This is a genomic window from Sinorhizobium sp. 7-81 (genome assembly GCF_030124405.1).
GTDB lineage: Bacteria > Pseudomonadota > Alphaproteobacteria > Rhizobiales > Rhizobiaceae > Sinorhizobium > Sinorhizobium psoraleae.
On the sequence record NZ_JASKLT010000001.1, the window covers coordinates 706,534 to 729,764 of the forward strand.

The 23,231-nt window shown below is 61.2% G+C and carries 18 protein-coding genes, 1 tRNA gene and 2 pseudogenes; 16 read left to right on the top strand and 5 right to left on the bottom strand.

Annotated elements, in window-relative coordinates; all coding sequences use genetic code 11:
* Positions 1-13 precede the first annotated feature (13 nt).
* Positions 14-379, top strand: a complete 366-nt coding sequence (locus QN224_RS03425) for a hypothetical protein (protein ID WP_283975534.1) — start codon at positions 14-16, stop codon at positions 377-379.
* 187 nt (positions 380-566) lie between these two features.
* Here the strand turns inward: QN224_RS03425 and QN224_RS03430 are convergent, their stop codons facing one another.
* Both QN224_RS03430 and QN224_RS03435 read right to left on the bottom strand, forming a co-directional pair.
* Positions 567-2,144, bottom strand: a complete 1,578-nt coding sequence (locus QN224_RS03430) for a calcium-binding protein (RefSeq protein WP_283975535.1) — start codon at positions 2,142-2,144, stop codon at positions 567-569.
* A gap of 350 nt (positions 2,145-2,494) precedes the next feature.
* Positions 2,495-3,424, bottom strand: a complete 930-nt coding sequence (locus QN224_RS03435) for a helix-turn-helix domain-containing protein (RefSeq protein ID WP_312841713.1) — start codon at positions 3,422-3,424, stop codon at positions 2,495-2,497.
* A gap of 225 nt (positions 3,425-3,649) precedes the next feature.
* On the opposite strand from QN224_RS03435, the gene QN224_RS03440 reads away from it, so the two are divergent.
* The 7 genes from QN224_RS03440 (at position 3,650) to QN224_RS03470 (ending at position 12,377) form a co-directional block, all read left to right on the top strand.
* Complete coding sequence (locus QN224_RS03440) at positions 3,650-4,438, top strand: DUF2092 domain-containing protein (protein WP_283975537.1); 789 nt, start codon at positions 3,650-3,652, stop codon at positions 4,436-4,438.
* A gap of 47 nt (positions 4,439-4,485) precedes the next feature.
* Entirely contained in the window at positions 4,486-4,755 is a 270-nt protein-coding gene (locus tag QN224_RS03445; RefSeq protein WP_283976088.1) for a hypothetical protein, read from the top strand.
* Positions 4,756-4,801: 46 nt separating this feature from the next.
* Positions 4,802-6,244 carry a DUF1254 domain-containing protein gene (locus QN224_RS03450; protein WP_283975538.1) on the top strand — a complete coding sequence of 481 codons (1,443 nt, stop codon included), beginning with the start codon at positions 4,802-4,804 and terminating at the stop codon, positions 6,242-6,244.
* Positions 6,245-6,759: 515 nt separating this feature from the next.
* Positions 6,760-7,692 (top strand): formylglycine-generating enzyme family protein, encoded by a 933-nt coding sequence (locus QN224_RS03455; RefSeq protein WP_283976089.1) that lies wholly within the window; start codon positions 6,760-6,762, stop codon positions 7,690-7,692.
* On the top strand, positions 7,679-10,057 hold the full coding sequence (locus QN224_RS03460) for an arylsulfatase (RefSeq protein WP_283975539.1): 2,379 nt from the start codon (positions 7,679-7,681) through the stop codon (positions 10,055-10,057). Before QN224_RS03455 ends, QN224_RS03460 begins: the two co-directional genes overlap by 14 nt.
* Before the next feature lie 100 nt (positions 10,058-10,157).
* Entirely contained in the window at positions 10,158-11,480 is a 1,323-nt protein-coding gene (locus QN224_RS03465) for an alpha/beta hydrolase (RefSeq protein ID WP_283975540.1), read from the top strand.
* Positions 11,481-11,585: 105 nt separating this feature from the next.
* Positions 11,586-12,377, top strand: coding sequence for a hypothetical protein (locus tag QN224_RS03470; RefSeq protein WP_283975541.1), 792 nt, complete (start codon positions 11,586-11,588; stop codon positions 12,375-12,377).
* Positions 12,378-12,694: 317 nt separating this feature from the next.
* Here QN224_RS03470 and QN224_RS03475 read toward each other — a convergent pair.
* Positions 12,695-12,768: transfer RNA gene (locus tag QN224_RS03475), tRNA-Gln, on the bottom strand.
* Positions 12,769-13,091: 323 nt separating this feature from the next.
* Here QN224_RS03475 and QN224_RS03480 point away from each other — a divergent pair.
* The 3 genes from QN224_RS03480 to QN224_RS03490 are packed head-to-tail and all read left to right on the top strand — an operon-like array spanning position 13,092 to position 15,850.
* Positions 13,092-14,729, top strand: a complete 1,638-nt coding sequence (locus QN224_RS03480; RefSeq protein WP_283975542.1) for a Ppx/GppA phosphatase family protein — start codon at positions 13,092-13,094, stop codon at positions 14,727-14,729.
* The gene (locus tag QN224_RS03485) at positions 14,726-15,463 is read left to right on the top strand and encodes an RlmE family RNA methyltransferase (RefSeq protein WP_283975543.1); all 738 of its coding nucleotides are present in this window, start codon (positions 14,726-14,728) and stop codon (positions 15,461-15,463) included. The genes QN224_RS03480 and QN224_RS03485 overlap by 4 nt, the downstream gene beginning before the upstream one ends.
* Before the next feature lie 3 nt (positions 15,464-15,466).
* Positions 15,467-15,850, top strand: coding sequence for a VOC family protein (locus QN224_RS03490; RefSeq protein ID WP_283975544.1), 384 nt, complete (start codon positions 15,467-15,469; stop codon positions 15,848-15,850).
* A 71-nt stretch (positions 15,851-15,921) separates the two neighbouring features.
* Here the strand turns inward: QN224_RS03490 and QN224_RS03495 are convergent.
* Positions 15,922-17,367 (bottom strand): annotated as a pseudogene (locus tag QN224_RS03495) (DHA2 family efflux MFS transporter permease subunit); the annotation flags it as partial.
* A 240-nt stretch (positions 17,368-17,607) separates the two neighbouring features.
* Here QN224_RS03495 and QN224_RS03500 point away from each other — a divergent pair.
* The 5 genes and pseudogenes from QN224_RS03500 (at position 17,608) to QN224_RS03520 (ending at position 22,162) form a co-directional block, all read left to right on the top strand.
* Positions 17,608-18,591 carry an MBL fold metallo-hydrolase gene (locus QN224_RS03500; RefSeq protein WP_283975545.1) on the top strand — a complete coding sequence of 328 codons (984 nt, stop codon included), beginning with the start codon at positions 17,608-17,610 and terminating at the stop codon, positions 18,589-18,591.
* 189 nt (positions 18,592-18,780) lie between these two features.
* Positions 18,781-20,283 (top strand): IMP dehydrogenase, encoded by a 1,503-nt coding sequence (gene guaB, locus QN224_RS03505; RefSeq protein ID WP_283975546.1) that lies wholly within the window; start codon positions 18,781-18,783, stop codon positions 20,281-20,283.
* Positions 20,284-20,358: 75 nt separating this feature from the next.
* Positions 20,359-20,775, top strand: coding sequence for an MAPEG family protein (locus QN224_RS03510; protein WP_283975547.1), 417 nt, complete (start codon positions 20,359-20,361; stop codon positions 20,773-20,775).
* Positions 20,776-20,986: 211 nt separating this feature from the next.
* A pseudogene (locus tag QN224_RS03515) lies at positions 20,987-21,124 on the top strand (zinc-dependent alcohol dehydrogenase); the annotation flags it as partial.
* A gap of 162 nt (positions 21,125-21,286) precedes the next feature.
* Complete coding sequence (locus tag QN224_RS03520) at positions 21,287-22,162, top strand: dienelactone hydrolase family protein (protein ID WP_283975548.1); 876 nt, start codon at positions 21,287-21,289, stop codon at positions 22,160-22,162.
* A 106-nt stretch (positions 22,163-22,268) separates the two neighbouring features.
* Here QN224_RS03520 and QN224_RS03525 read toward each other — a convergent pair whose 3' ends face one another.
* Positions 22,269-23,219, bottom strand: coding sequence for a LysR substrate-binding domain-containing protein (locus tag QN224_RS03525; protein WP_173510747.1), 951 nt, complete (start codon positions 23,217-23,219; stop codon positions 22,269-22,271).
* Positions 23,220-23,231 lie beyond the last annotated feature (12 nt).

The following is a 23,231-nucleotide window of genomic DNA, read 5'->3' on the forward strand; positions in this document are numbered from 1 at the left end:
AGGGGTGGGTGATATGAACGCTCTCGTCAGAACGGCTCTTGCCGGAGCACTTCTCCTTTCCGCAACGGATCAGGTCCGGGCGGAACCACTGAATTCCGTGGAAGACCTGGGCGCAGCACTCAGCAAATGCTGGACGCCACCGGCCGGTATCAAGAGTTCCTTCGTCACGCTGAGGTTCGGCTTCAGGGGCAACGGAACGCTGATGGGCCCCCCGCAACCGACCGCCATCAACGTCACCGGCGACGCAGCCCAACGAAAGGCCTTCATCGCCGCGGCGACCGATGCGCTGCAAGGCTGCACGCCGCTGGAGTTTTCCAAGACACTCGCCGACGAGATCGCCGGAAATGTGTTCACGCTGCAATACAGGTCTGCCGAGTAGCGGGGCGTGGCGTACGGCAATCCGCATTGCTGCCCCGTCGTCTGTCACGTTTGAACATTGCTTGACTTTGGGGGGCGAAGGGCTGGAGAGCCTATTTTCCGCCCGTCGCAATATTCGCAGTGTTTCTGCAATCCATGCCTTCTATCTCGCGTGTCAAATCGGGCGCGGCCGAAGCCGCGCCCCACTCTTAGACAATGAAGAAATCCGCAGCGGTGAGCGCAAGGTTTGTTCCTACAGTCGCGAAATGAACAGATCCTCCGGCGGCATTTCCGTTGCTGTCGTAGAACAGCTTGCCGGTATCACTTTCGTAAATAATTCGATCGTTGGCGTCCGCGGCCAGTCCGGTCGTGTTCTTGACGAACTGCGCCGCGGCCAACGCTCCTGTGGCCACAATCGCGGTGAAGACAGCGTTCTCCAGTCGGATCGTATCGTTGACGACGCTGAAGTCCGTAATAGTATCCACGTTGGCGGAAGCATTCGGCGCGGAGTTGAAGAAGAACGTGTCGTTTCCAAGGCCGCCCGTCAGCTTATCTTTTCCGGTGCCGCCATTCAGAATGTTGTTTGCGCTGTTGCCGACCAGCGTGTTTGCGAGGGCGTTGCCTACGGCGTTCGTGTTTCCAGTGCCAACCAGCGTCAGGTTCTCGACCGCTCCCACGAGCCTTGCGCCAGAGACGAGGCTGAAAGAAATAGAAGATCGAACCGTGTCGATGCCGCTTCCTCCCTGCGCGATTTCATCGATCACATCTCCTGTTTCATTCACCACGTATGTGTCATTGCCGCTGCCGCCATTCATGGTGTCGGCGCCGAGACCGCCATCAATATAGTCATTGCCGGCTTCGGCCCGGAAGAAGTTGTTGCCGGCGTTCCCGGTCAGTTTGTCGGCGAAGCTTGTGCTGTGAACTGCTTCGATGTTTGCAAACTTGTCGGTCTTTCCGAACCCGTCGATGGCGACGCCGGTCGCAAGATTGACGGTGACACCGAGCGCGCCGCCATTATCGGCGTCGCGATGGAAACGGATCACGTCAAAACCGCCCCGACCGTCGATATAGTCTCGGCCCCCGATCCCGTCGAACTGTTCATCCGCGGCTGAGCCCCGCATCGTGTCCGCGAACTGTGTTCCACGGAACGATTCCATGCTCGTGAATGTCTCGGCATTCCCGTAAGGGTCGGTGACGGTTCCAGCCGCTGCGTCGAGAACAATGCCCTGGAATGCGGCGGGGTCGCCATTGGCGTCGCCGAAGCTCAAGTAGTCGTAACCAGCACCCCCGTTATAGGTGTCTTTTCCTTGTCCTCCGACCATATAGTCGTCGCCCGAGCCTCCGGAGAACGTGTCGTTCCCACCCCAACCAAAAATATCGTCGTCGCCGGCGGATCCAACAAGCGTATCGCTTCGGCTCATCAGCCATTGTTCCAGTTGGTACGGGTTGTAGGTCGCAGCCGCGTTTTCGAAGGAGATCAGAGACAAATTCAGGCTTTCGAGCCTCTGGACGAGAGTCGTTCCGTTGCTCTGGAGGAGGTCGATTCTGGCAATTGTGCCGCCCGTGGCTCCATCCGAATCGAATGAGAAGCCCGTGCCCACGATCCGAAGTTTGAGCCCGTTGTCGAGCTGAAAGGTCATCGTGGTCGAACTCGGTGTCCCGACCAGAATGGCGGTTTCGAGATTGATTAAGTCCGCAAACATCGGGTTGAAATCGAAGCCGTCAACGGATGGCGTGTAGTCCATCGGATATTGACCGTCCGGAAAGAAATACGTCAGCTTGGCCATGGTCCCCTCAATTGCGCCCCACGCGACTCGCCTATAACGAGTGCGGCTAGAAGTTGTGCACCTGCTGCATTAGACTAGATCCGGAGGCGAGTCATTCACCCAAGCGAGGTATCGCGTGGTGAAAAGGAGTTTTCAACACGAACGCTTCTTCCTGGCGCGTGAAGACACGTTCTCGTTTCACAAAGTTGTCAATGGATCGCCTGGAGCAGGATGCTTCAAGCGCGGATTCAAGATCCGCAGTTCGAGCCCGTTGACGCGAGTAATGGGCCTGCAGTTGGGCTTGGGATAAGGTTTGGCCGTTCAAAACCCCGCAGCCTCTGCACGACCGTCTCGCTGGAGGGCGCCGCCTGTCATTCCCGACCCATCTGAAAGCGCGATGGCGCCACTCCCGTCCAGCGTTTGAACGCGCGTGTGAAATGCGCGGAATCGCTGTAGCCCACCTTAAAGGCGATGTCGGTCATGCTGTGAACGCCTTCGCAGATCAATCGGATGGCCTCACTGCGGCGCGTCTCGTCGAGCAACTCCTCGAAATCGACACCGCAAAACTTCAGGCGCCGCTGCAGGGTCCGAGCCGACATGCCAAGGCTTCTCGCTACGGCCTCCAATCCAAGCTCATGACCGTCGGAAAGCCTTTCGCTGAGCATCTTCGCCGCCTCTATCGCCGCAGCCAGTGCCTCTGTCACCTTCGAGGGCCGATTTCCGGGGGTTTTCAGAGGAAGGTCGAGCAACTCCCGATCGAACTCGATCACATCGTAGTCGCATCCCGTTTCGATGTTGGAGCCCAAGCACTCCTCCAGCGCCTCGCTCCCACGCGTTCTCGAAGCTGTCAGCCGAACCCTTATCGCGGAGGGTTCACCCGCCAAAAGCGGCACCTTCCGCAGCACAGCGAGGCTGCCGAAAATGAAATGCCGGGGATCGAACTCGAAACGATCAGCGAAGCGGAAGATGATGCGAGCGGTGCCGCCTTCCACCAAGAAGCGTATATCCGATCCGTGATGGATCGATGACACGTTGGCTGCCGCGAGCACGCATGCATCGGCCACGTTCTCCGCTGCGAGAACCGATCGTCCCCATGGGCCGAGATCTCGCAGTTCGGTCAAGCGTCCGACATGCGCGCCGGCGAATGGGTCTCCCAGGAGGGCTGCCACCTCGTTGGCCATGTGAAAGCATTGGGCGCGCGGAAGCCAGCCGTCCGCGTTTTGAAACACGTTCGGTGAGATGCCGAGGCGCGCGCAGAATTCGATCGCCGAGATATCGTGCTTGGCCAGATAGGGCGCCATCGGCAGGAAGGCCCTAACCTTGATCGAGGGTGCAGAATGTAACATCCGAGCAGCAAAGTTGGCGTGAAAAGGCAAGACGTAAGTTGAGCACTATAGCAGTATGCAACCGACTGTGAAGGGTTTTGCGGGAAGTTGATCGGAGCGGGCCGGAACTGTCCTCCGTCTTTGGGCGGCGAGCGAAGTCAGAAAGAAACGAGTCCTCTAGGTGAGCAAATGAATCGACGCATGATGAGATGGCCCCGCGCGGCATGGCGCTCGTGCACACTGATAACGATGCTCGCAGCCAGCGCGGTCGCATGGCCCGTCTCGGCACGAGATGGGATCGACCCGGAGGCCGATCGAATCCTCGCTGCGGCAAGCGAAAATCTCAAGTCGATGCGCACTCTTAGTGTCGACTACGACGCGGATCAGGAAATCCTCACTCTGGATGGCCAGAAGATCCAGTACAGCGCATCCGGCTCGATTGCACTCGATCGTGCGAAGGGTTTCCGGATGAAGCGTATGGGCCCATTTGCCCGGGCGGAGGTGATATTCGACGGCAACACGATATCGCTTCACGACCGGATCACAAACGCTTACGCACAACTGCAAAGTCCTGGCCGCAGCGTTGAAGATGCGACAGAGGAGCTTCGCGCCGCAACCGAACTTGACGCTCCCGGAGCGGACTTGTTGGCAAGCGACCCTTATACCGTCCTCACCGATGGCGTCACCGAGGGGACTCTTGTCGGATCGGCGTTCGTCAATGGTGTCGAATGCGATCATCTCGCCTTCAGGACCGACGTCGTCGATTGGCAAATCTGGATCAGCAAGGGCAGCAAGCCATTGCCGCTCAAATACGTCATCACGACCAAATGGATGACCGGCGCGCCGCAATACACGCTGCGGCTGAGCAACTGGAACTCCGATGCGATCGAAGCAGCGCAGTTTAAATTCACGCCGCCAGCGGACGCGAACAAAGTCGAGCACGTCCATGCCGACGTCACCGGCGAGCTTTCAATGGAGGCGGGGCAATGAAGAGGCGCAAGTTGAAAGTCGTTTCAGTCGCCATCGCCGGTTTAGCAATGCTTGCGGCGGACAATCTCGGTCTCATGCCGTTCGGCTCGTTCGTATCCGAGGCGCACGCAGTCATAGGGCGACCGATAACCCCGGGAAGTGTGGCCGGCGTCGCCCGCCGTACCACGCGTAGAGTGATCCGCCGCTCCACGATTTATGCCGCCACGCTGCCAGCCGGCTGCGTCAGGACCAGCGTCAACGGTGCCGTGGTGTGGCGTTGCGGCGGGGTCTACTACCAACCGTACGATGGGCGCTACGTCGTCGTTTACATCGATTGAACTCAGTGCATTGCGTCGCAACTCAATTTTTCGCTGGAGAGATAGAATGGATATTACGCGTCGTGACTTGACGGCAGCCGGTCTTGGGGCGCTGGCGGCTGGGTCTCTCGGTACACCGGTGATGGCCGCAGAAGGGCTAGTGGCAGATTTGCCGGAAGGACTCGATGAGTTCGCGCTGGCTGTCGAGGCCTATATTTATGCATATCCTCTCGTGACAATGGAAATGACAAGGCGGGTAATTACCAACGTCGCCGAGGCGGAGGGAAGCCGTGGTCCCATGGGGCATCTGATCAAGTTGCGCCAGTATCCTGACGCCGAGTTCCGAGATGTGACGGCGCCAAACGCCGACACCCTCTACACGACCGCGTTCTTCGATGTGGGGGATGAGCCTTGGGTCGTCAGCCTGCCCGACATGAAAGACCGCTATGCCCTGTTTCCGATGCTGGATGGCTGGACCACAGTGTTCGACGTCCCCGGAAAGCGCACCACGGGCACGGACGCTCAGACGTTCGTGGTTACTGGCCCAGGTTGGGAGGGGACGCTCCCGGAGGGCGTGACCCAATATAAGTCTCCGACGAGCATCGTTTGGCTGCTTGGACGCATCTACTGCACGGGCACCCAGGAGGACTACGCTGAAGTTCATAAGCTGCAGGATGAAGTGAAGCTCTACCCTCTGAGCGCATGGGGGAAGGACTGGACTCCACCGAAGGGCAAGGTCGATCCGTCGATCGACATGAAGACTGCCGTTCGCGAGCAGGTCAACAATATGGACGCCATCGAGTACTTCACGCTCTTCGCCGAGCTTCTGAAAAGAAATCCGCCGACCGATGCGGATGCGCCCATGGTCGTCAAGCTCGCCGAACTTGGCATCGTTCCTGGCCAGGACTTCGACAAGACCAAGTTCGATCCGGCGTTCGTAAAACGCGTGCCGCAGCTCGGTTTCGCGCGCATCATGACGCATTTCAAATTCAGCGGCGGCGACGTGCAGGATATTGATGGCTGGGGCTTCACGACGAAGACGGGTATCTACGGCACCAACTATATCCAGCGTGCCCTGATCACCGCGATCGGTCTCGGGGCAAACCGGCCGCAGGATGCGATTTACCCAACGTCGCTGAAGTCCGACAGCGGAGTGATCAAGCGGGCATATAACGGGTCCGAGAAGTACGTTCTGACGTTCAAGAAAGGCCTCACGCCGCCCGTTTCGGGCTTCTGGTCATTGACCATGTATGATGCGGACTACTTCTTTGTCGACAATCCGCTGAATCGCTACTCGATCAGTGCACGGCAGCCGCTCAAGGCAAATCCGGATGGCTCGATCGACCTGTTTATCCAGCACGAATCGCCGGGGGCGGACAAGGAATCGAATTGGCTCCCGGCGCCCAAAGGAAAATTCATCCTCATGATGCGCCTCTATTGGCCCAACGAGAGCAATCCGTCCATCATTGACGGTTCTTGGACGATACCGCCCGTGAAGAAGGTGAGTTGATATCCGTATTGACGCGCATGCAGCCGCGGCGGCTCCGTCGTGGCGGCTGCAAAAGCCAACCATCGATTTCTCACGTCTCAACTGGAAGCATGGTGCGATTGAGGTACAGCGATAATGATCCCTGTGGCACAGCGGGCTTTGTGAACACCTACGCCGCTCGCCTTGCGAGGTCACCGAGACCATCGCTTGTTGCATTCTTGTTTGAATTGCTTATCGCCGGGCGGGACTTGTTGCGGCAGATCCGAACGGGCAGCCGCAGAACAAGACTGACTGATCTCCCCGCTATCGGGATCGCCGAAACTACAGCGTTTCGGGCGACTCTCACTGGTACCCGTCGAGACTACTTGAACAGGCCGTTTCTGCCCGCAGTTGGCATCAAATGGCAAGCGCCGCGCTTGCGCGTATTGTAACTCTGTGACCAAGCGTTGCGAACGCGTTGTCGCCACGGGCAAGGGGGAAGCGTGACCTTGGAAGCGGCTCACCGAACCGGCGTTGCTGGGTGCGCGCGCGCCGGCATGATCTTCATCGAGGGCGGAACCTTCTCGATGGGGTCCGACGCACACTATCCCGAAGAGGGGCCGGTGCATCGCGTTCGTGTCGATGGTTTTCAAATCGATGAAACGCCTGTGACGAATGCCGAGTTTTCGGAGTTTGTTGAGGCGACCGGTTATCGCACCTTTTCGGAATCTCCTCCTGATCCACGGGACTACCCCGGTATTTTGCCGGAGATGCTGTATGCCGGTTCATTGGTATTTCATCAGCCGAACGAGGCCATTGACCTGCAAGACTGGACTCGATGGTGGTCCTTTCTGCAGGGGGCCTGCTGGCGTCACCCATACGGCTCCGGAAGCAACATCAAAGGGTTGGATGACCATCCGGTCGTTCATGTTTCCTACCACGACGCGCTCGCCTACGCGCGGTGGAGGGGCAAGGATCTTCCAACGGAGGCTGAGTGGGAGTTTGCTGCCAGGGGCGGCCTCGATGGCGCCGAATATGCCTGGGGCTCGGAATTTATCCCTGCCGGGCGTCATCTGGCCAATACCTGGCAGGGGGCGTTCCCGACAGCCAATGATGTTGAGGACGGCTATTCGCGCACCTCTCCGGTCAAAGTCTTCCCGCCGAACGGATACGGCCTCTACGACATGATCGGGAACGTTTGGGAGTGGACGTCCGACTGGTTTTCGCCGCGGCACGAGGCAGACCCCTCGAAGGCGTGCTGTATTCCCAGAAACCCGCGCGGCGGGCGCGAAGCCGACAGCCATGATCCCTGCCAGCCCGAGATAAGAATTCCGCGCAAGGTGTTGAAGGGCGGGTCGCATCTATGTGCGCCCAACTACTGCCGCCGCTATCGTCCAGCGGCGCGGCATGCCGAGCCTATAGACACCTCGACATGTCACGTCGGTTTCAGATGCGTTATCAGACCAGGAGGGTCGCATGAAGTCACCTAAGCACGCGAGAACACGTTGGTTGGGAGTGAGCACGGCACTCCTGCTTTTGAGCGCTCCCGCAGTGGCCCAGGAATCGCTGCCTTTTCCGCCGAAGCCCTCCGGGAGCAAAGCCGGCCCGACAATAGCCCAGTCCACCTACAGCCCGTTGCCTGCGCAGCCGCGCCTTCCCGCGAACGCCCCAAACATCGTCGTCATCATGCTCGATGACGTCGGCCCGGCGTTGCCGGACACCTTCGGCGGAGTGATCGAAACGCCGACGTTGAGCCGTCTTGCGGAAGACGGAGTGTCCTACAATCGCTTCCACAATGCCGCCATGTGCTCCCCCTCGCGGGCGGCATTGCTGACGGGGCGCAACCATCATCGCGTCGGGAATGGCCAGATCGCCGAGTTGGCAAACGATTGGGACGGATATACCGGGAGGATACCACGCACCTCCGCAACCGCCGCGAAAGTCCTTGGCTATTACGGCTACGCGACCGCAGCCTTCGGCAAATGGCACAATACCCCGGCCAACGAAACGACGGCGGTCGGCCCGTACACGGACTGGCCAGCGGGCGAAGGGATCGGGTTCGATTATTTCTATGGTTTTCTCGCCGGGGAATCCTCGCAGTGGGAACCTGCCGTCGTCGAAAACACAGTTCGCGTCGATCCGTCTCACGGGAAGGAAGGCTACCACTTCACCGTGGACATGACCGACAAGGCGGTGTCCTGGATGAAGCAGGTGCGCGCGCTGACGCCGGACCGGCCCTTCTTCATGTACTGGGCGCCCGGAGCCGCACATGGTCCGCATCACATCTTCAAGGAATGGGCGGACAAGTACAAAGGCAAATTCGATGACGGCTGGGATGCCATGCGAGAGCGCATCTATGCCCGCCAAAAACAACTCGGATGGATTCCGGGGGACACGGAGCTAACAACCCGTCCTGATACGCTTGCGGGATGGAAGGATATTCCAGAAGACGAGAAGCCGTTCCAGCGCCGGCTGATGGAGGTTTTCGCAGGGTATACCGAACATGCGGACACTCAGGCCGGGAGGCTGCTCGAAGCCCTCGATGAACTGGGAATTCGCGACAATACCCTCATCTTCTATGTCTGGGGCGACAACGGGTCCAGCGCGGAAGGCCAGAACGGCACGATCAGCGAGCTTCTGGCGCAGAACGGCATCGCTACGGAAATCAAGGATCACATTCGTGCGATGAATGATTTGGGTGGAATGGATGTTCTCGGGTCACCCAAGGCCGACAATATGTATCATGCCGGCTGGGCCTGGGCCGGTTCGACGCCGCATCGATCGACCAAGCTGGTCGCTGCCCATTTCGGCGGAACGCGAACGCCGCTCGTGGTCTCCTGGCCGAGCAGAATCAAGCCGGACAAGAAACCGCGCTCCCAGTTTCATCATCTCAACGACATCGTGCCCACGATCTATGACGTTCTGGACATCCAGCCGCCGAAGCTCGTGGACGGCATCACCCAGGACCCCCTCGATGGCGTCAGCATGACTTACACCTTCGACTCTCCCGAGGCTCAGGGGCAGAAGAGGGAGCAGTACTTCGAGATCATGGGCAGCCGTGCAATCTATCAGGAAGAGTGGATCGCATCCGTCTTCGGGCCCCGTACACCATGGACTCCCGGCCTTGATCCCGCCATCTTCAAATGGTCGCCGGACAATGACGTATGGGAACTTCACGATCTCAGCAAGGACTACTCCCAGGCGAAGGACGTCGCGGCCGACCATCCTGAAAAAGTCGAGGAACTGAAAAAGGCGTTTGGCGTGCAGGCCGAAGCCAACAAGGTGTTCCCCGTCGGGGGAGGGCTATGGTCTGCCGTCTTCCATCCGGAAGATGCACCGTCTAATCCCGCGACCGAGTTCCAGTTCACGCAGGACGTCGTCGGTGTTCCCGAATTCACCGCGCCGAAAGTTGGAGCCCGCAGCAATCTTGTAACCATCGAGGCGGAATTGAAGCCGGACTCGGAGGGCGTGCTCTACGCATTGGGTGCCTTTTCGGGTGGTGTCGCTTTGTGGGTCGAGAACGGCAAGCTCACCTACGAGTACAATCTGTTCGAGATCGAGCGGACACGTCTTGAATCCTCCGAACCGTTGCCGAGCGGCAAGGTCAACATAGAGGTCGAAACACGCAGGGCCGGCAGCAATCGCGACGCACCGCTGGATGTCGTTATTCGCATCGATGACAAAGAGGTGGCGAAAGGCCGCGTGCCGCGCTCCGCTCCGCTCGCTTTTACCGCCAATGACGCCTTCGACGTGGGCAGAGACAGCTACTCTCCAGTCTCCCTCGCATACTTTGACCGCAAGCCGTTCGCCTTCAACAGCAAGATCGAACGTCTGAAGGTCGAATACTTGAAGTGAGCACCGGTTTCGGTCGAAGGTGATGCTGAAGCCTTGGAGCGGCAAACTCTTCGTTTGCCGCTCCTCTTTCCGCCGGCGGTGTTGAACAGGAGTAATTGAATTGACGCGGCACTTCTCCCGGAACGCCAAAGGCGGAGAACCACCATTATGGCCGCTGCTGCCGTGCGTCGTAGCCTTGAGCGTCACGATGCTCTCCGCATGTGCGGGCCGCCCGACAGGGGTCCTCGAGCCGGTAGCGGCCAATCCGTCAGCCGCTCAAGTCGAGATGCTGGTCACGACAACCCGAAGCCGGGCGGAAAAGCCGGGCGAGATGTTCAGCGGAGAGCGCGCGCTCAGCCCGACATTCGCGGAAATTACAGTGTCGATTCCGCCTGAGACCGCACGCAAGGCGGGTGAAGTCGCTTGGCCGCGCAAGCTCCCGCCGGATCCGGGGACTGATTTCGCAACGCTGAAGGCCGCGGAAGTCGATCGCGGTGCGGCCGAGAAATGGCTGAACAGTCATGTGCGCAAGAGTCCGGACGGCAGCGTCCTCGTCTTTATCCATGGGTTCAACAACCACTTCGAGGATGCTGTCTTCCGCTTCGCGCAGATCATCCACGACTCGGGCGCGCGCAGCGTGCCGGTGCTCGCGACGTGGCCGTCACGCGGGAGTCTGTTGGCCTATGGCTACGATCGCGAAAGCACCAACTATACCCGCAACGCCGTGGAGCGCTTGTTCCAGTATCTGGCGCGTGATCCCGAGGTCAAGGAAGTATCGATCCTGGCGCATTCGATGGGCAACTGGCTGGCGTTGGAATCCTTGCGCCAGATGGCCATTCGCAACGATGGGCTGCCGGCCAAGTTCAAAAACGTCATGCTGGCGGCGCCGGATGTAGACGTAGACGTCTTCGGCTCGCAGATTGCCGACATGGGCAAGCAACGCCCGCGCTTCACCCTCTTCGTCTCGCGCGATGACCGTGCACTCGCCGTTTCTCGTCGCGTCTGGGGAAATGTCTCCCGGTTGGGAGCGATCGATCCGGAGCAGTCGCCCTACAAGGAAGAGCTGGCCGCGAATGGAATCACCGTCGTCGACCTCACCAAAATCAAGGCGGGCGACAATCTGCACCACACCAAGTTCGCGGAGTCGCCTGAAATCGTACAACTGATTGGCAGCCGCCTGTCCAGCGGCCAAGCCTTGACCGACAGCCGCCTGGGGCTTGGCGACCATATCGTGGCGGCGACCGCCGGTGCCGCGCACACCGTCGGAACCGCCGCAGGCCTGGTCGTTGCTGCTCCGGCAGCAATCGTTGATCAGAACACGCGGCAGAATTACGTCCACCACGTCGAGACACTCGTCGGACCATCCGGCGGGGCAAGTTCGAACACGGCCGATAGCGCGTGCGGGAAGGAAAGTCAGACGATGTCCGGAAACTGCAATCGATAGGCCGGCAGAGAACGGCATTCGGAAGACACTTCATCAAGCTGCGGTCTCCAGCCGGAGCACTAGCAGAAAGGTTGCTCGCAACAGCGATCGTCACAGGGAGATATCATGAAGATTTGCATCGTTCGTACTCTAGCGGCAATCGGAACTTGCCTCGCTGCAGGCACGGTCAAGGCCGCGGACATTTATTCCCCGATGACGCCGGAGCTTCAGCAGACGACCACCGAAAACGGATGGACCTTTTCCTTCGCCCCTTATTTCTGGGCGGCCGGATTGTCGGGCGACGTTGCGCAGTTCGGGCTGCCGGCGGTGGATGTCGATGCCAGTTTCAGCGACATCTTCGACCATCTCGAGTTCGGCGCGATGGCGATAGGCGAAGCCCGCAACGGCCCGTACAGCATCTTCGCTGATGTCATGTATACCAAGATTTCGGGGCAGGCGGGCACACCAAGAGGTATTCTCGCGACGGACGTCGAGCTCACATCGGAAACCTTCGCCGGGCTGCTCGGCGCGGGATACTCCGTCTTCGAGAGCGGGGCGGCGCGGTTGGACGTGGTCGGCGGCCTGCGCGTCTGGTCCGTCGAAAGCGAACTTTCCTTCCGCGGCGGGCTTCTCGATGGGCGCACCAGAAGCGATGATGCAACCTGGGTAGACGGTCTGGGCGGCTTTCGTGGAACCTATTCGCTGACACCTGAAATCTACCTGACGGGATGGGGGCTCATCGGTGCCGGTGCCGCCGATCTCGACTGGGACGTCGCCGCGGCGATCGGCTACCGGTTCAGTGACACGATTTCGGCGGTCGCCGGCTACCGCGCACTGGGCGTGGACTATAGCAACGACGGGTTCGTGTTCGACGCCGTTCAGCAGGGGCCGATTCTAGGGCTCGTGCTGCGGTTTTAGGGACGCTCGTGCCCTACGGAGAGCATTGTCTATGTGTGTGGCCGGCAGGAATTTGGATCCCGGCACGGGCGGGCATGATCCGAAGTCAGCAAACAGAACGTGCGCCCCGTCGTACCCTTGACAGACAAGAACCTGGTCGCATCGACGTGAGCGACGAGTTCGCTCGCGAGCGCCCTTTGCCCCGGCTCATGGCAGCCTGCTACTGCGAAAGGGTGCATCGCGTGTAGGCATCAGTTCTGGGCATTAGGTCGCCAATGGTCCCAAAACGGGATCCGGCAAGACTGAAAAATCAAGGAAATAAAAGGTTTAGCGAGAATTGGCTGGGGAACCTGGATTCGAACCAGGACTAACGGAGTCAGAGTCCGCTGGTCTACCGTTAACCTATTCCCCAAGGATCGCTGGCTGGGCGTGGCCGCCGCGTCGGTGTGGCGGGCTTATAAACAAAAGAACGCCCGATGCAAATACCTTTTGGCAAAAAAATGCGACTGGCCTGTGGCCAGCCATGCTTTTCCACGCGATAGCGGCGGGCAGGACGTGGAAAGGGGTGAATCACGCGCCCGCAAACGTCGGTGGCGGTTCAGTTTATCGGTCTTGCGGCAGCGTCAAAAAAGGTTTGGCGAAAAGGGACGGCGCTGGTACAGTCGCCGCAACGTAAAATCGAGAGAGCGCCTTGAGCGGCCGAAAGGTCTTCGCCCGGCGCGATGGTTGAGACAAGTGAGAGACCCCGATCACGGCGCAAGGCCGTCTGAGAACGGGGCGTCGGCAGCAGACCGTGGCGAGGGGCACAAGCATGTGCCGCGCGGCGGAAAAGGCAAGCGGAGACGGCGCAGGCCGTCCGGCTCGCCGTCTGCAGTTGCCAGCCAATCCGGCCAGGCCGGAGAAGCAGGGCGTCCCGCAGGACTGGAAGTGGCGGAGCCGGCGCGCAAGCGCAAACGGCGCCGACGCTCGAAAGCAGCAAGACCGCAGGGCCAGACAGCGACCGCCGGTTCCGGTGGAAGCGTCGAGCTTGTCGATGCGGCGATTCCCGACAAGAAGGGCCACAAGCGCAGCAAGAAGGCGCGGCATCGGCGCGGGCTTCAGGGGCGGCCGCTGGCGTCGAACGGCAAAGCGCATGTCACCGAGCGACCGGGCGATCAGCGCGGTGCCGAGACCGCCGCGGCTTCGCAGTCGGCACAGGCATCTCGGCCGGAAAATCTCCGCGCTCCCTTTGTTACAGCGGGCGAACCACCGGCACCGCTTTACGCGGCCCTCGATCTCGGCACCAACAATTGCCGCCTCCTGGTCGCGCAACCGACCCGGCCGGGCCAGTTCAGGGTCGTCGACGCGTTCTCCCGTATCGTTCGGCTCGGCGAGGGGCTCGGAGCGAGCGGGCGCCTTTCGGACGATGCAATGGAGCGGTCCGTCGAGGCACTCAAGATTTGTGCCGCGAAACTCAATGCCCGTTCGATCCGCCGCCGTCGGCTGATCGCGACGGAAGCTGCGCGCTCGGCCGCCAATGGCGAAACCTTTTTGAAGCGCGTGGCTGAGGAAACCGGGCTCGACCTGGAGATCATCGATCGCGAGACGGAAGCGCGGCTGGCGGTTTCCGGCTGCTCGTCACTGGTCGATCGCGAGACGCGGTCCGTCGTCCTCTTCGATATCGGCGGCGGCTCGTCGGAGATCGCCATCATCCGTATCGGCGACAACCGGTCGAGCCGGCTTGCCAATCACATCACCCATTGGACGTCGCTTCCCGTCGGCGTAGTGACCCTTTCCGAACGCCACGGCGGCGAGCATGTGACGCCGCAGAGCTTCGAGGAGATGGTGCGCGAGGTCGAGGGCATGCTCGCCCGCTTCGACAGCCCTCCGGTAGAGGCTTTGGCGAACGGCGCATCGGGCAACGGCTTTCATCTGATCGGAACGTCGGGAACGGTCACGACGCTTGCAGGCGTTCATCTCGATCTGCCGCGGTACGACCGGCGCAAGGTGGATGGGCTGTGGCTCTCCGACGACGAGGTTTCGGCGATGCAGTCCCGGCTGCTCTCCTGGGATTTCGAGGCACGCGCCGCAAATCCCTGCATCGGGCCCGATCGCGCCGATCTGGTGCTCGCCGGCTGCGCGATCCTCGAGGCAATCCGCCGCCGCTGGCCTTCGACGCGCATGCGCGTGGCCGATCGCGGTCTGCGCGAAGGCCTGCTGACGGACATGATGGCTGACGATGGCGCCTGGCGCCGCGCGCGTCCGCGCCGGCACCGTAACTTCAATGGCGGAACGGCGAACCAGGAAGGAAGCAAAGCGCACGAAGGTAACAAGGCCCACGACGGGAACAAGGCCCATCAGGGGAACAGGGCCCATGAGGGGAACAAGGTATGACGAAATCGCCGATCGGCGGTAACCGCAGCGGCCGTAAGCTCGGCCAGAAGGTGAAGAAGGGCAAGCTCAAGGCTTCTTCGCGCCGCTGGATCGAGCGCCATATCAACGATCCTTACGTGCAGCGGGCTCAACTCGAAGGTTATCGCGCCCGGGCGGCCTTCAAGCTTCTCGAAATCGACGAAAAGCACAAGATTCTTGCCGGCGCCCGGCGCATCATCGATCTCGGCGCCGCGCCCGGCAGCTGGTCGCAGATCGCCGCCAAGGTGACCAATTCGACCGATGCCGATCCACGTGTGGCAGCGATCGACTTCCTCGAAATGGACCCGATCCCCGGCGTATGCTTCCTGCAAATGGATTTTCTCGATCCGGAGGCTCCCGACAGGCTGAAGGAAGCGGTCGGCGGAACGCCCGACCTCGTCATCTCCGACATGGCGGCGCCGACGACCGGCCACCGCCAGACCGACCACCTGCGCACGATGCATCTTTGCGAGGTCGCGGCCCATTTTGCCGTCGATGTACTCGCGCCCGGCGGCCACTTCCTGGCAAAGACGTTCCAGGGCGGCACCGAACGCGATCTTTTGAACATGCTGAAGCAGAATTTCCGCCAGGTCATCCACGTCAAGCCGGCCTCGTCTCGCGCCGAATCGGTCGAGATGTTCCTGCTCGCCAAGAGCTTCAAGGGTCGGCGCGCGGAAGAACCCAGCGAACCGGCGGAAGACGCTGCAACGGAGTAGAACATGCTGCTTTACGTGACGCTCGGCACGAACGACCTCGATCGGGCGGGCGCGTTTTATGACAAGACGCTCGGAACACTTGGCCTAACGCGCCGGAAGCAGGACGAAGTCGAAATCGGCTACGGCGCCGAAAGCGATATCCGCTGCCGCCTCTGGGTGGTGACGCCGTTCAACCGCAAGGCGGCGACGATCGGCAACGGTTCCATGGTCGCGCTCGAGGCGGAAAACCGCGCCGCCGTCGATGCTTTCTACGTGGCGGCACTTGCGAATGGCGGCACGGACGAGGGCGCACCCGGCCTAAGGCCATTTCATCCGAATTTCTATGCGGCTTACGTCCGCGATCCGGACGGAAACAAGCTGTCGGCCGTCTGCGAGCGGCCGGAATAGAGAGGGCGAGGCAAGTATGAGCGGTTTTCCGCCCACGCCCGGATTCAGACGGAAATAACGAATTAGCCGCTCTATTTGCCGGCCGTCGTCTCGACTTCACGCAGCTGCAGGCGGTGTCCGGAGATGGAGGCGCCGGCGTCCTTCGCCATCCGCAGGAAGGGAATTGCCGCCAGCAGATTGGCGGCGGCGATGATCATGAAGGCGATCTGGAAGTCTTCGAGACTCAGCGGGCGACCGCTCACCGCCGTTTCGATCTCCAGGATCGCGCCTGCGAGGGCAACCCCCAGGGCAAGGCTGATCTGCTGCAGCACGGCACTCATCGACGTCGCCTTGCTGGCATCTTCGTCCTCGATTTCGGCGAAGGAGAGGGCGTTGACGCTCGTGAAGAAGAACGAACGGGCGAAGCCGGCAACCAGCAGAATGAAGAGCATGACCAGATAGGGCGTTGCCGGCGTGAAGAAGCCGTTGGCGAAAGTCATCAGGGCGGCGATGATCGCGGCAATGATCAGCGTGGTGCGGAAGCCGGCAAAGGCCAGAACGCGGCGGGCGAGGAACTTGGTGGTGATGGCCCCGACGGCACCGATGAAGGTGATCAGGCCCGACTGGAAGGGGCTGAGGCCGAAGCCGATCTGCAGCATCAGCGGCATCAGGAAGGGAACGGCGCCGACCGAGATCCGAAAGACCGTGCCGCCGATCGTGGCCGCGCGAAACGCACTGTCCCTGAAGAGCTTCAGATCGAGCACCGGCGCCGGATGCCGGCGGGCATGGACGATGTAGAGGAACGTGGCCGCGATGCCGGCCGAGACGGATGCGAAGCCGATCGCCGGCGGCAGCGCCGGCAGGCTGATGACCGACAGGCCGAAGACGATGCCCGAGGCGGCGATGCCGCCGAGCAGGAAGCCGAGAATGTCGACCGGCGGCGGGTTTCGCCGCTCCATCTCGGGCAGGTAGAGGCCGGAAAGCACGTAGCCGGCGATACCGACCGGCACGTTGATCAGGAAGATCCAGTGCCAGGAAAAGTAAGTCGTGATGAAGCCGCCGAGCGGCGGCCCGGCGAGCGGTCCGACGAGTGCCGGGATCGTCAGCAGGGCCATGGCCGAGACCAGCTCACTGCGTGGGGCGCTGCGGACCAGAACGAGGCGAGCGACCGGAGTCATCATTGCGCCGCCCATGCCCTGCAGGAAGCGCGAGAGGACGAAAGCGATCAGACTGTTCGAGATGGCGCAGAGCACCGAGCCGACGATGAAGACGAGAATCGCCGCCCGGAAAATGCGCTTGGCACCGAAGCGGTCCGCCATCCAGCCGCTCAACGGTATGAAGATCGCGAGCGCCACCATGTAGGACGTCAGCGCCAGCTTCAATGTGATCGGGCCGACACCGATATCGCGCGCGATCGCCGGCAGTGATGTCGAAATCACCGTTGAATCCATCTGCTCCATGAAGAGAGCCACGGCGAGGATCAACGGGACGACACGATTCATGCGGAATGCCCTAGGCTGAGTGGCGCGGGGATGGCGCGGCGATGATCGCCTACAGCATAATTCCCGGAAGCGGAATCGATTTCAGGAAATTACGGTCGGTCAAGGCGCGACCTTTTTGGACGTCTAAAAACACGAAAGCGGTCGAAGCGCAAACCAAACCAGCGATTGCAGATCAAAAGCCTGTGATGCCGCCTGTGCTTTTTCTTTGGAGCCCTACTTCCTGCCTGCCACGGCACGTCGTGGCAATGGGCTCACTTTCTGGATGGAGGGAAGAAGATGACGTTTTCGCTGACGCGCCGAACGCTGTTCGGAACGGGAGCAGTGGGCGCCCTGGCGGCCCCGACCTTGTTGACGCATTTCGCCAAGGCTCAAGACAGGATGGAAACCTCGGCAACGACGGACGGCACCGCCTTCAAGACGCTCAAGCTCGGCGCCGCCAAGGTCACGGTGATCAGCGATGGCACGCGCATGTCGGGAAAGCCGCACGAGACCTATGGTCTCAATCAGCCGGCTGACGCAGTTTCCGCCCTGCTGACGGAAAATTTCCTGCCCGCCGACGGCTTCGTCAACGGTTTTTCACCGGCGCTCGTCGATACCGGAACCGATGTCGTGCTCTTCGATACCGGCCTTGGCGAGGCCGGCCGGGAAATGGGGACCGGCAAGCTCGTCGATGGACTGAAAGCCGCCGGCTACATGCCCGAACAGGTCTCGGTGGTGGTGATCACCCATATGCATGGCGACCACATCGGTGGTCTCATGACCGCCGGCAAGCCGACTTTTCCAAACGCGCGCTACGTTGCCGGGCAGGTCGAGTACGATTTCTGGAAGGACGAGGCGCGTGCCGGCACGCCGGCCGAAAACGGCCACAAGGCCGTGCTCGAAAAGGTCGTGCCGCTTGCGGAGAAGACCACCTTCATTGCCGATGGTGCCGAAGTGGTGCCGGGCATCACGGCCCTCGCCGCTTTCGGCCACTCTCCGGGACACATGGTGTTCCGGCTCGATTCCGACAATAAGGCGCTGATGCTGACCGCGGACACGGCCAATCATTATGTCCTGTCGCTGCAACGGCCCGATTGGGACGTTCGCTTCGACATGGACAAGGCGGCTGCGGCCGCTGCACGGCGCAAGGTCTTCGACATGATCGCCACGGACCGTCTGCCCTTCATCGGCTATCACATGCCGTTCCCGGCGGTAGGCTTCGTCGAGCGGAGCGACCTTGGCTATCGCTTCGTGCCGGCGACCTATCAGTTCGATATTTGACCGGCAGAGAAATGTTGCCCTGCAACAACAATTTCCGCGGCCCGGGAGATTTCCGGGCCTTGACTATTTTCATTCTGACATATCCGTGTTACGAGCCCTCGCCAACTTCCAAGACAAGCTTTGAAGTCACCCGGTGGACAAATCGCTGACCGTCCCCGGGGATTTTCGTTTATTGAAGAGGAACTGGCCATGGCGCGTATCATCGAAACGGCAACCGGTCTGGAGGCCCTGACCTTCGACGACGTTCTGCTTCAGCCGGGACATTCCGAGGTCATGCCGGGCCAGACGAACATCTCGACCCGCATCGCGCAGGATATCGATCTCAACCTTCCGATTTTGTCTTCCGCGATGGATACGGTCACCGAAGGCCGCCTGGCGATCGCCATGGCTCAGGCCGGCGGCATCGGCGTCATTCACCGCAATCTGACCCCCGTCGAACAGGCGGAAGAGGTTCGGCAGGTGAAAAAGTTCGAGAGCGGCATGGTCGTCAACCCGGTCACCATCGGTCCGGATGCGACGCTTGCAGACGCGCTGAGCCTGATGAAGGTGCACGGCATTTCCGGTATCCCGGTCGTTGAAAACGGCGGCAGCGGCGGACAGAAGCAGGGCCGCCTCGTCGGCATTCTCACCAATCGCGACGTCCGCTTCGCCTCCGATCCGGCTCAGAAGATCTACGAACTGATGACCCGGGAAAACCTGATCACGGTCAAGGAAAACGTCGACCAGCAGGAAGCCAAGCGTCTCCTCCACAAGCATCGGATCGAGAAGCTTCTGGTAGTGGATCCGGACGGCCGTTGCGTCGGTCTGATCACGGTCAAGGATATCGAAAAGTCGCAGCTGAACCCCAACGCGTCGAAGGACGCGCAGGGCCGGCTTCGCGCCGCCGCCGCCGTCAGCGTCGGTGACGACGGCTTCGAGCGTGCCGAGCGGCTGATCGACGCCGGCGTCGACCTGATCGTCGTAGACACCGCGCACGGCCATTCGCAGCGCGTGCTCGATGCTGTCGGCCGGATCAAGAAGCTGACGAACTCCGTACGCATCATGGCGGGCAATGTCGCGACGGCTGACGGCACCAAGGCGCTGATCGATGCCGGTGCCGATGCCGTCAAGGTCGGTATCGGTCCCGGCTCCATCTGCACCACGCGCATTGTCGCAGGCGTGGGCGTGCCGCAGCTTGCGGCCATCATGGCGGCGGTCGAGGCTGCGCAGGCGTCCGCTATCCCGGTGATCGCCGACGGCGGCATCAAGTTCTCCGGCGACCTCGCCAAGGCGATTGCGGCGGGCGCCTCCGCGGTCATGATCGGTTCGCTGCTTGCCGGCACTGACGAAAGCCCGGGCGAGGTTTTCCTCTATCAGGGTCGTTCCTTCAAGGCCTATCGCGGCATGGGGTCCGTCGGCGCCATGGCGCGTGGTTCGGCCGACCGCTACTTCCAAGCCGAGGTTCGCGACACGCTGAAGCTCGTGCCGGAAGGCATCGAGGGTCAAGTCCCCTACAAGGGGCCGGTCGCGGGCGTCCTGCATCAACTCGCCGGCGGTCTCAAGGCCTCCATGGGCTATGTCGGCGGCGCGACGATCAAGGATTATCAGGAGCGCGCGACCTTCGTGCGGATCTCCGGCGCCGGCCTTCGCGAGAGCCACGCGCACGACGTGACGATCACCCGTGAGAGCCCGAACTATCCGGGCGCCGTCTGATATCTTCCACGGGACGCCGTCCGGCGTCCCACTCCACCCGGATACTCCCATCCGATACTTTGACGCGGAGCAGCGATGACAGGCTTCGAGATCTTCTGGCCGATGGTCGCCCATGCTTTGCTGGTTTTCGCGCTCTATGCGCTGCTCTCGGCGCGTCGCGTTTCGCTTGTTCGAACGGGCAAGGTTGAGGCGTCGCAGTTCCGCGAAAACCGCCACGAGCCGGCCGAGAGCCTTGTCGTCCGCAACAGCATCGCCAACCAATTCGAGTTGCCGGTGCTCTTCCATATCTGCTGCGTGCTGCTCTACATCACCGAAGCCGACAACCTTGTCTCGCTCGGTCTCGCCTGGCTCTTCGTCGCTCTGCGCTACGTCCATGCCGCCGTTCATGTGACCAGCAACCGTCTCCGTTATCGCCGCCCGCTTTTCATCACCGGTTTCGTGACACTCCTCGCGATGTGGGGTTGGCTCTGCGTCTGGATGGCGACCAGCTGATCGCTGTTTGCCGGCGCGACTGTTTCAGATCTGCGACGAATTCCCGCCGAATGGCCGCTCCCTGATGCGCGTCAAGGAACCGCGGTTTTTTCTGCCGCTAAGCTTTCGTCGTCAGCGCCCCCGCAGAGGAGGATGTGCGCGATTGCCGGCCGCGCTGGCGCCAACGTCAAGCATCGGAGGAGATTGATATGACCATGAAAGCCGCTGTGGTGAGGCTCTGGAATTTGCGGGCGAGGGCAAGGTCGCGGCCCACTTTTCCTGGGACAAGCTTGAGAACACCAACGCCATCTTCGAGTGCATGGAGGAGGGCAGGATCGACGGCCGCATCGTCCTCGATCTCAACGGCTAGGCGGTGAAACGGGACGGGGCGGTTCTTCGCCCCGCTTCGCCCGATCCGGTGCTGCCGGTAACGCAGTTTTGTACGCCATGCGCGCGCCGGTTGACTTATCTTGTCGCCGGGCGGCTTTCCTTCCGGTACCGCCTACGGAGAGGATAGCCGAAGGAGGGCGTAATGAACGAACCTGTCATTACCCAAGCGATGATCGATGCCTATGACGAATATACGCACCTGACACTGGACCGCCGCCGTTTCATGGAGACACTGACGGCGTTGGCCGGTTCCGCTGCGGCCGCTGCGGCGATTGCTCCGATGCTGGCTGCAAACAGTGCCAAGGCTGAGATGATCGCCGAGACCGATCAGCGCATCAAGGGCGAGGACATCACCTATCCGGGCGGTGATGGTGACATGAAAGGTTACCTCGTCCGTCCGGCCGACGCCTCCGGCAAGCTGCCGGCGGTGATTGTCATCCACGAAAACCGCGGTCTCAATCCGCATATCCGCGACGTTGCCCGCCGCATGGCGCTGGAAGGTTTTGTCGCGCTTGCGCCCGACTTTCTTTCTCCCGACGGCGGAACGCCAAGCGACGAGGACAAGGCACGCGAGATGATCGGCGCGCTTGACGCCGCCGCAACCAACGAGAACGCGGTTGCAACCGTCACTTTCCTGCAGGGGCACGAAGCGAGCACGGGGAATGTCGGCGCCATCGGTTTTTGCTGGGGCGGCGGTCTCGTCAACCGCCTGGCCGTCAACTCGCCCGATCTCAAGGCCGGGGTCGCCTATTACGGGGCTCAGCCGAAGGCCGAGGATGTATCGAAGATCAAGGCCGCAATGCTGCTGCACTATGCCGGGCTCGACGAACGCATCAATGCCGGCATCGAAGATTATCGCAAGGCGCTGACGGCGAACGGCAAGGACGCCACGATTCACGTCTATGACGGGGTCAACCACGCCTTCAACAATGACACGTCGGCCGCCCGCTACGACAAGGCCGCGGCCGATCTCGCCTGGGGCCGGACGGTCGAATTCCTCAAGGCAAAACTCGCCTGAGATTTTCCAAGCGGACTGCGGTTCGTGGTCGCGGCTCCGCAAATACCGCCGGATAATCAAAGCAGAAAGCCACGCCTCGGGCGTGGCTTCACTTTGGACGCACTTTTTACCAGCCGGGCAGCATATGGCTCTGCCTGAGGCGCGGATAACGCGGATAGCTCTTCAGGTCGCCGTCAAGGTCGTCATTGACCGTGATTGGCGTGATGTTGTCGAGGCAGGCGGTGATGTGGTTGGTGATCGCGTTGGAGAGCGACGGCGACAGGCCGGGGCGCTTCATGATACCGATCTGCACCGGCGCCAGCGCCGGGAAGCCATCGGCCTGCGTCAGCACCTTCATGCCGGGCCGCAGCGCCGATTCCGGCAACACCGAAACCGCCATGCCGGCGAGCACGGCCGCGGCGACGACGGTCGACGACCAGCTCGTGAACAGGATCTGATATTCCTTGCCCGTGGCGTCGAGCGCCGCGCAGGCGGCCTGCCGCCACTGACAGTCGCGCCGGCCCACGGCAAGCGGGATCGGCGCGTTTTCCGGCAGCGGATGGTTGATGGAGCTCACCCAGCAAAGCGGTTCCGTCCGTACAACATCGGAAGCCCTTGCCCTTGGGTTATGGGTGACGAGCGCGATGTCGAGATCGCCCTTTGCCATTTTTTCGGCGAGGTCGACCGAGGGTTCGCAGACGATGTAGAGTTCGACATTCGGATGTGTCTTGGCGAAACGGACGATGATCTCCGGCATGTAGCGATCGGCATAGTCGTCCGGCGTACCGATCCTGAGCGTACCCTCGAGACGGTTGTCGTCGAAGGAGGCAATCGCCTCGTTGTTGAGGCGGATCATCCGGCGAGCGAAATTCAGGAGTCTATCGCCTTCGACGGTCAGCCGGTTGCCGCGTCCGTCCTTCATGAAAAGCGCCTTGCCGATCCGCTCTTCCAGACGCCGCATCTGCATCGACACAGCCGATTGCGTCTTGAACACACGATCGGCAGCCTTGGTAAAGCTACCGGTATCTGCAATGGCAACGAAGGTTTGCAACTGGTCGATATCGAGCGGTGCTGACATGGCCGTATACCC

What these genes read in the sequence shown, in the direction of transcription:
- QN224_RS03460 (WP_283975539.1), top strand. Translation starts at nt 7,679, where the DNA reads ATGAAGTCACCTAAGCACGCGAGAACACGTTGGTTGGGAGTGAGCACG.
- QN224_RS03490 (WP_283975544.1), top strand. Translation starts at nt 15,467, where the DNA reads ATGCTGCTTTACGTGACGCTCGGCACGAACGACCTCGATCGGGCGGGC.
- QN224_RS03500 (WP_283975545.1), top strand. Translation starts at nt 17,608, where the DNA reads ATGACGTTTTCGCTGACGCGCCGAACGCTGTTCGGAACGGGAGCAGTG.
- QN224_RS03425 (WP_283975534.1), top strand. Translation starts at nt 14, where the DNA reads ATGAACGCTCTCGTCAGAACGGCTCTTGCCGGAGCACTTCTCCTTTCC.
- QN224_RS03510 (WP_283975547.1), top strand. Translation starts at nt 20,359, where the DNA reads ATGACAGGCTTCGAGATCTTCTGGCCGATGGTCGCCCATGCTTTGCTG.
- QN224_RS03525 (WP_173510747.1), bottom strand. Translation starts at nt 23,219, where the DNA reads ATGTCAGCACCGCTCGATATCGACCAGTTGCAAACCTTCGTTGCCATT.
- QN224_RS03430 (WP_283975535.1), bottom strand. Translation starts at nt 2,144, where the DNA reads ATGGCCAAGCTGACGTATTTCTTTCCGGACGGTCAATATCCGATGGAC.
- guaB (WP_283975546.1), top strand. Translation starts at nt 18,781, where the DNA reads ATGGCGCGTATCATCGAAACGGCAACCGGTCTGGAGGCCCTGACCTTC.
- QN224_RS03445 (WP_283976088.1), top strand. Translation starts at nt 4,486, where the DNA reads ATGCTTGCGGCGGACAATCTCGGTCTCATGCCGTTCGGCTCGTTCGTA.
- QN224_RS03470 (WP_283975541.1), top strand. Translation starts at nt 11,586, where the DNA reads ATGAAGATTTGCATCGTTCGTACTCTAGCGGCAATCGGAACTTGCCTC.
- QN224_RS03435 (WP_312841713.1), bottom strand. Translation starts at nt 3,424, where the DNA reads ATGGCGCCCTATCTGGCCAAGCACGATATCTCGGCGATCGAATTCTGC.
- QN224_RS03455 (WP_283976089.1), top strand. Translation starts at nt 6,760, where the DNA reads ATGATCTTCATCGAGGGCGGAACCTTCTCGATGGGGTCCGACGCACAC.
- QN224_RS03520 (WP_283975548.1), top strand. Translation starts at nt 21,287, where the DNA reads ATGAACGAACCTGTCATTACCCAAGCGATGATCGATGCCTATGACGAA.
- QN224_RS03485 (WP_283975543.1), top strand. Translation starts at nt 14,726, where the DNA reads ATGACGAAATCGCCGATCGGCGGTAACCGCAGCGGCCGTAAGCTCGGC.
- QN224_RS03450 (WP_283975538.1), top strand. Translation starts at nt 4,802, where the DNA reads ATGGATATTACGCGTCGTGACTTGACGGCAGCCGGTCTTGGGGCGCTG.
- QN224_RS03440 (WP_283975537.1), top strand. Translation starts at nt 3,650, where the DNA reads ATGATGAGATGGCCCCGCGCGGCATGGCGCTCGTGCACACTGATAACG.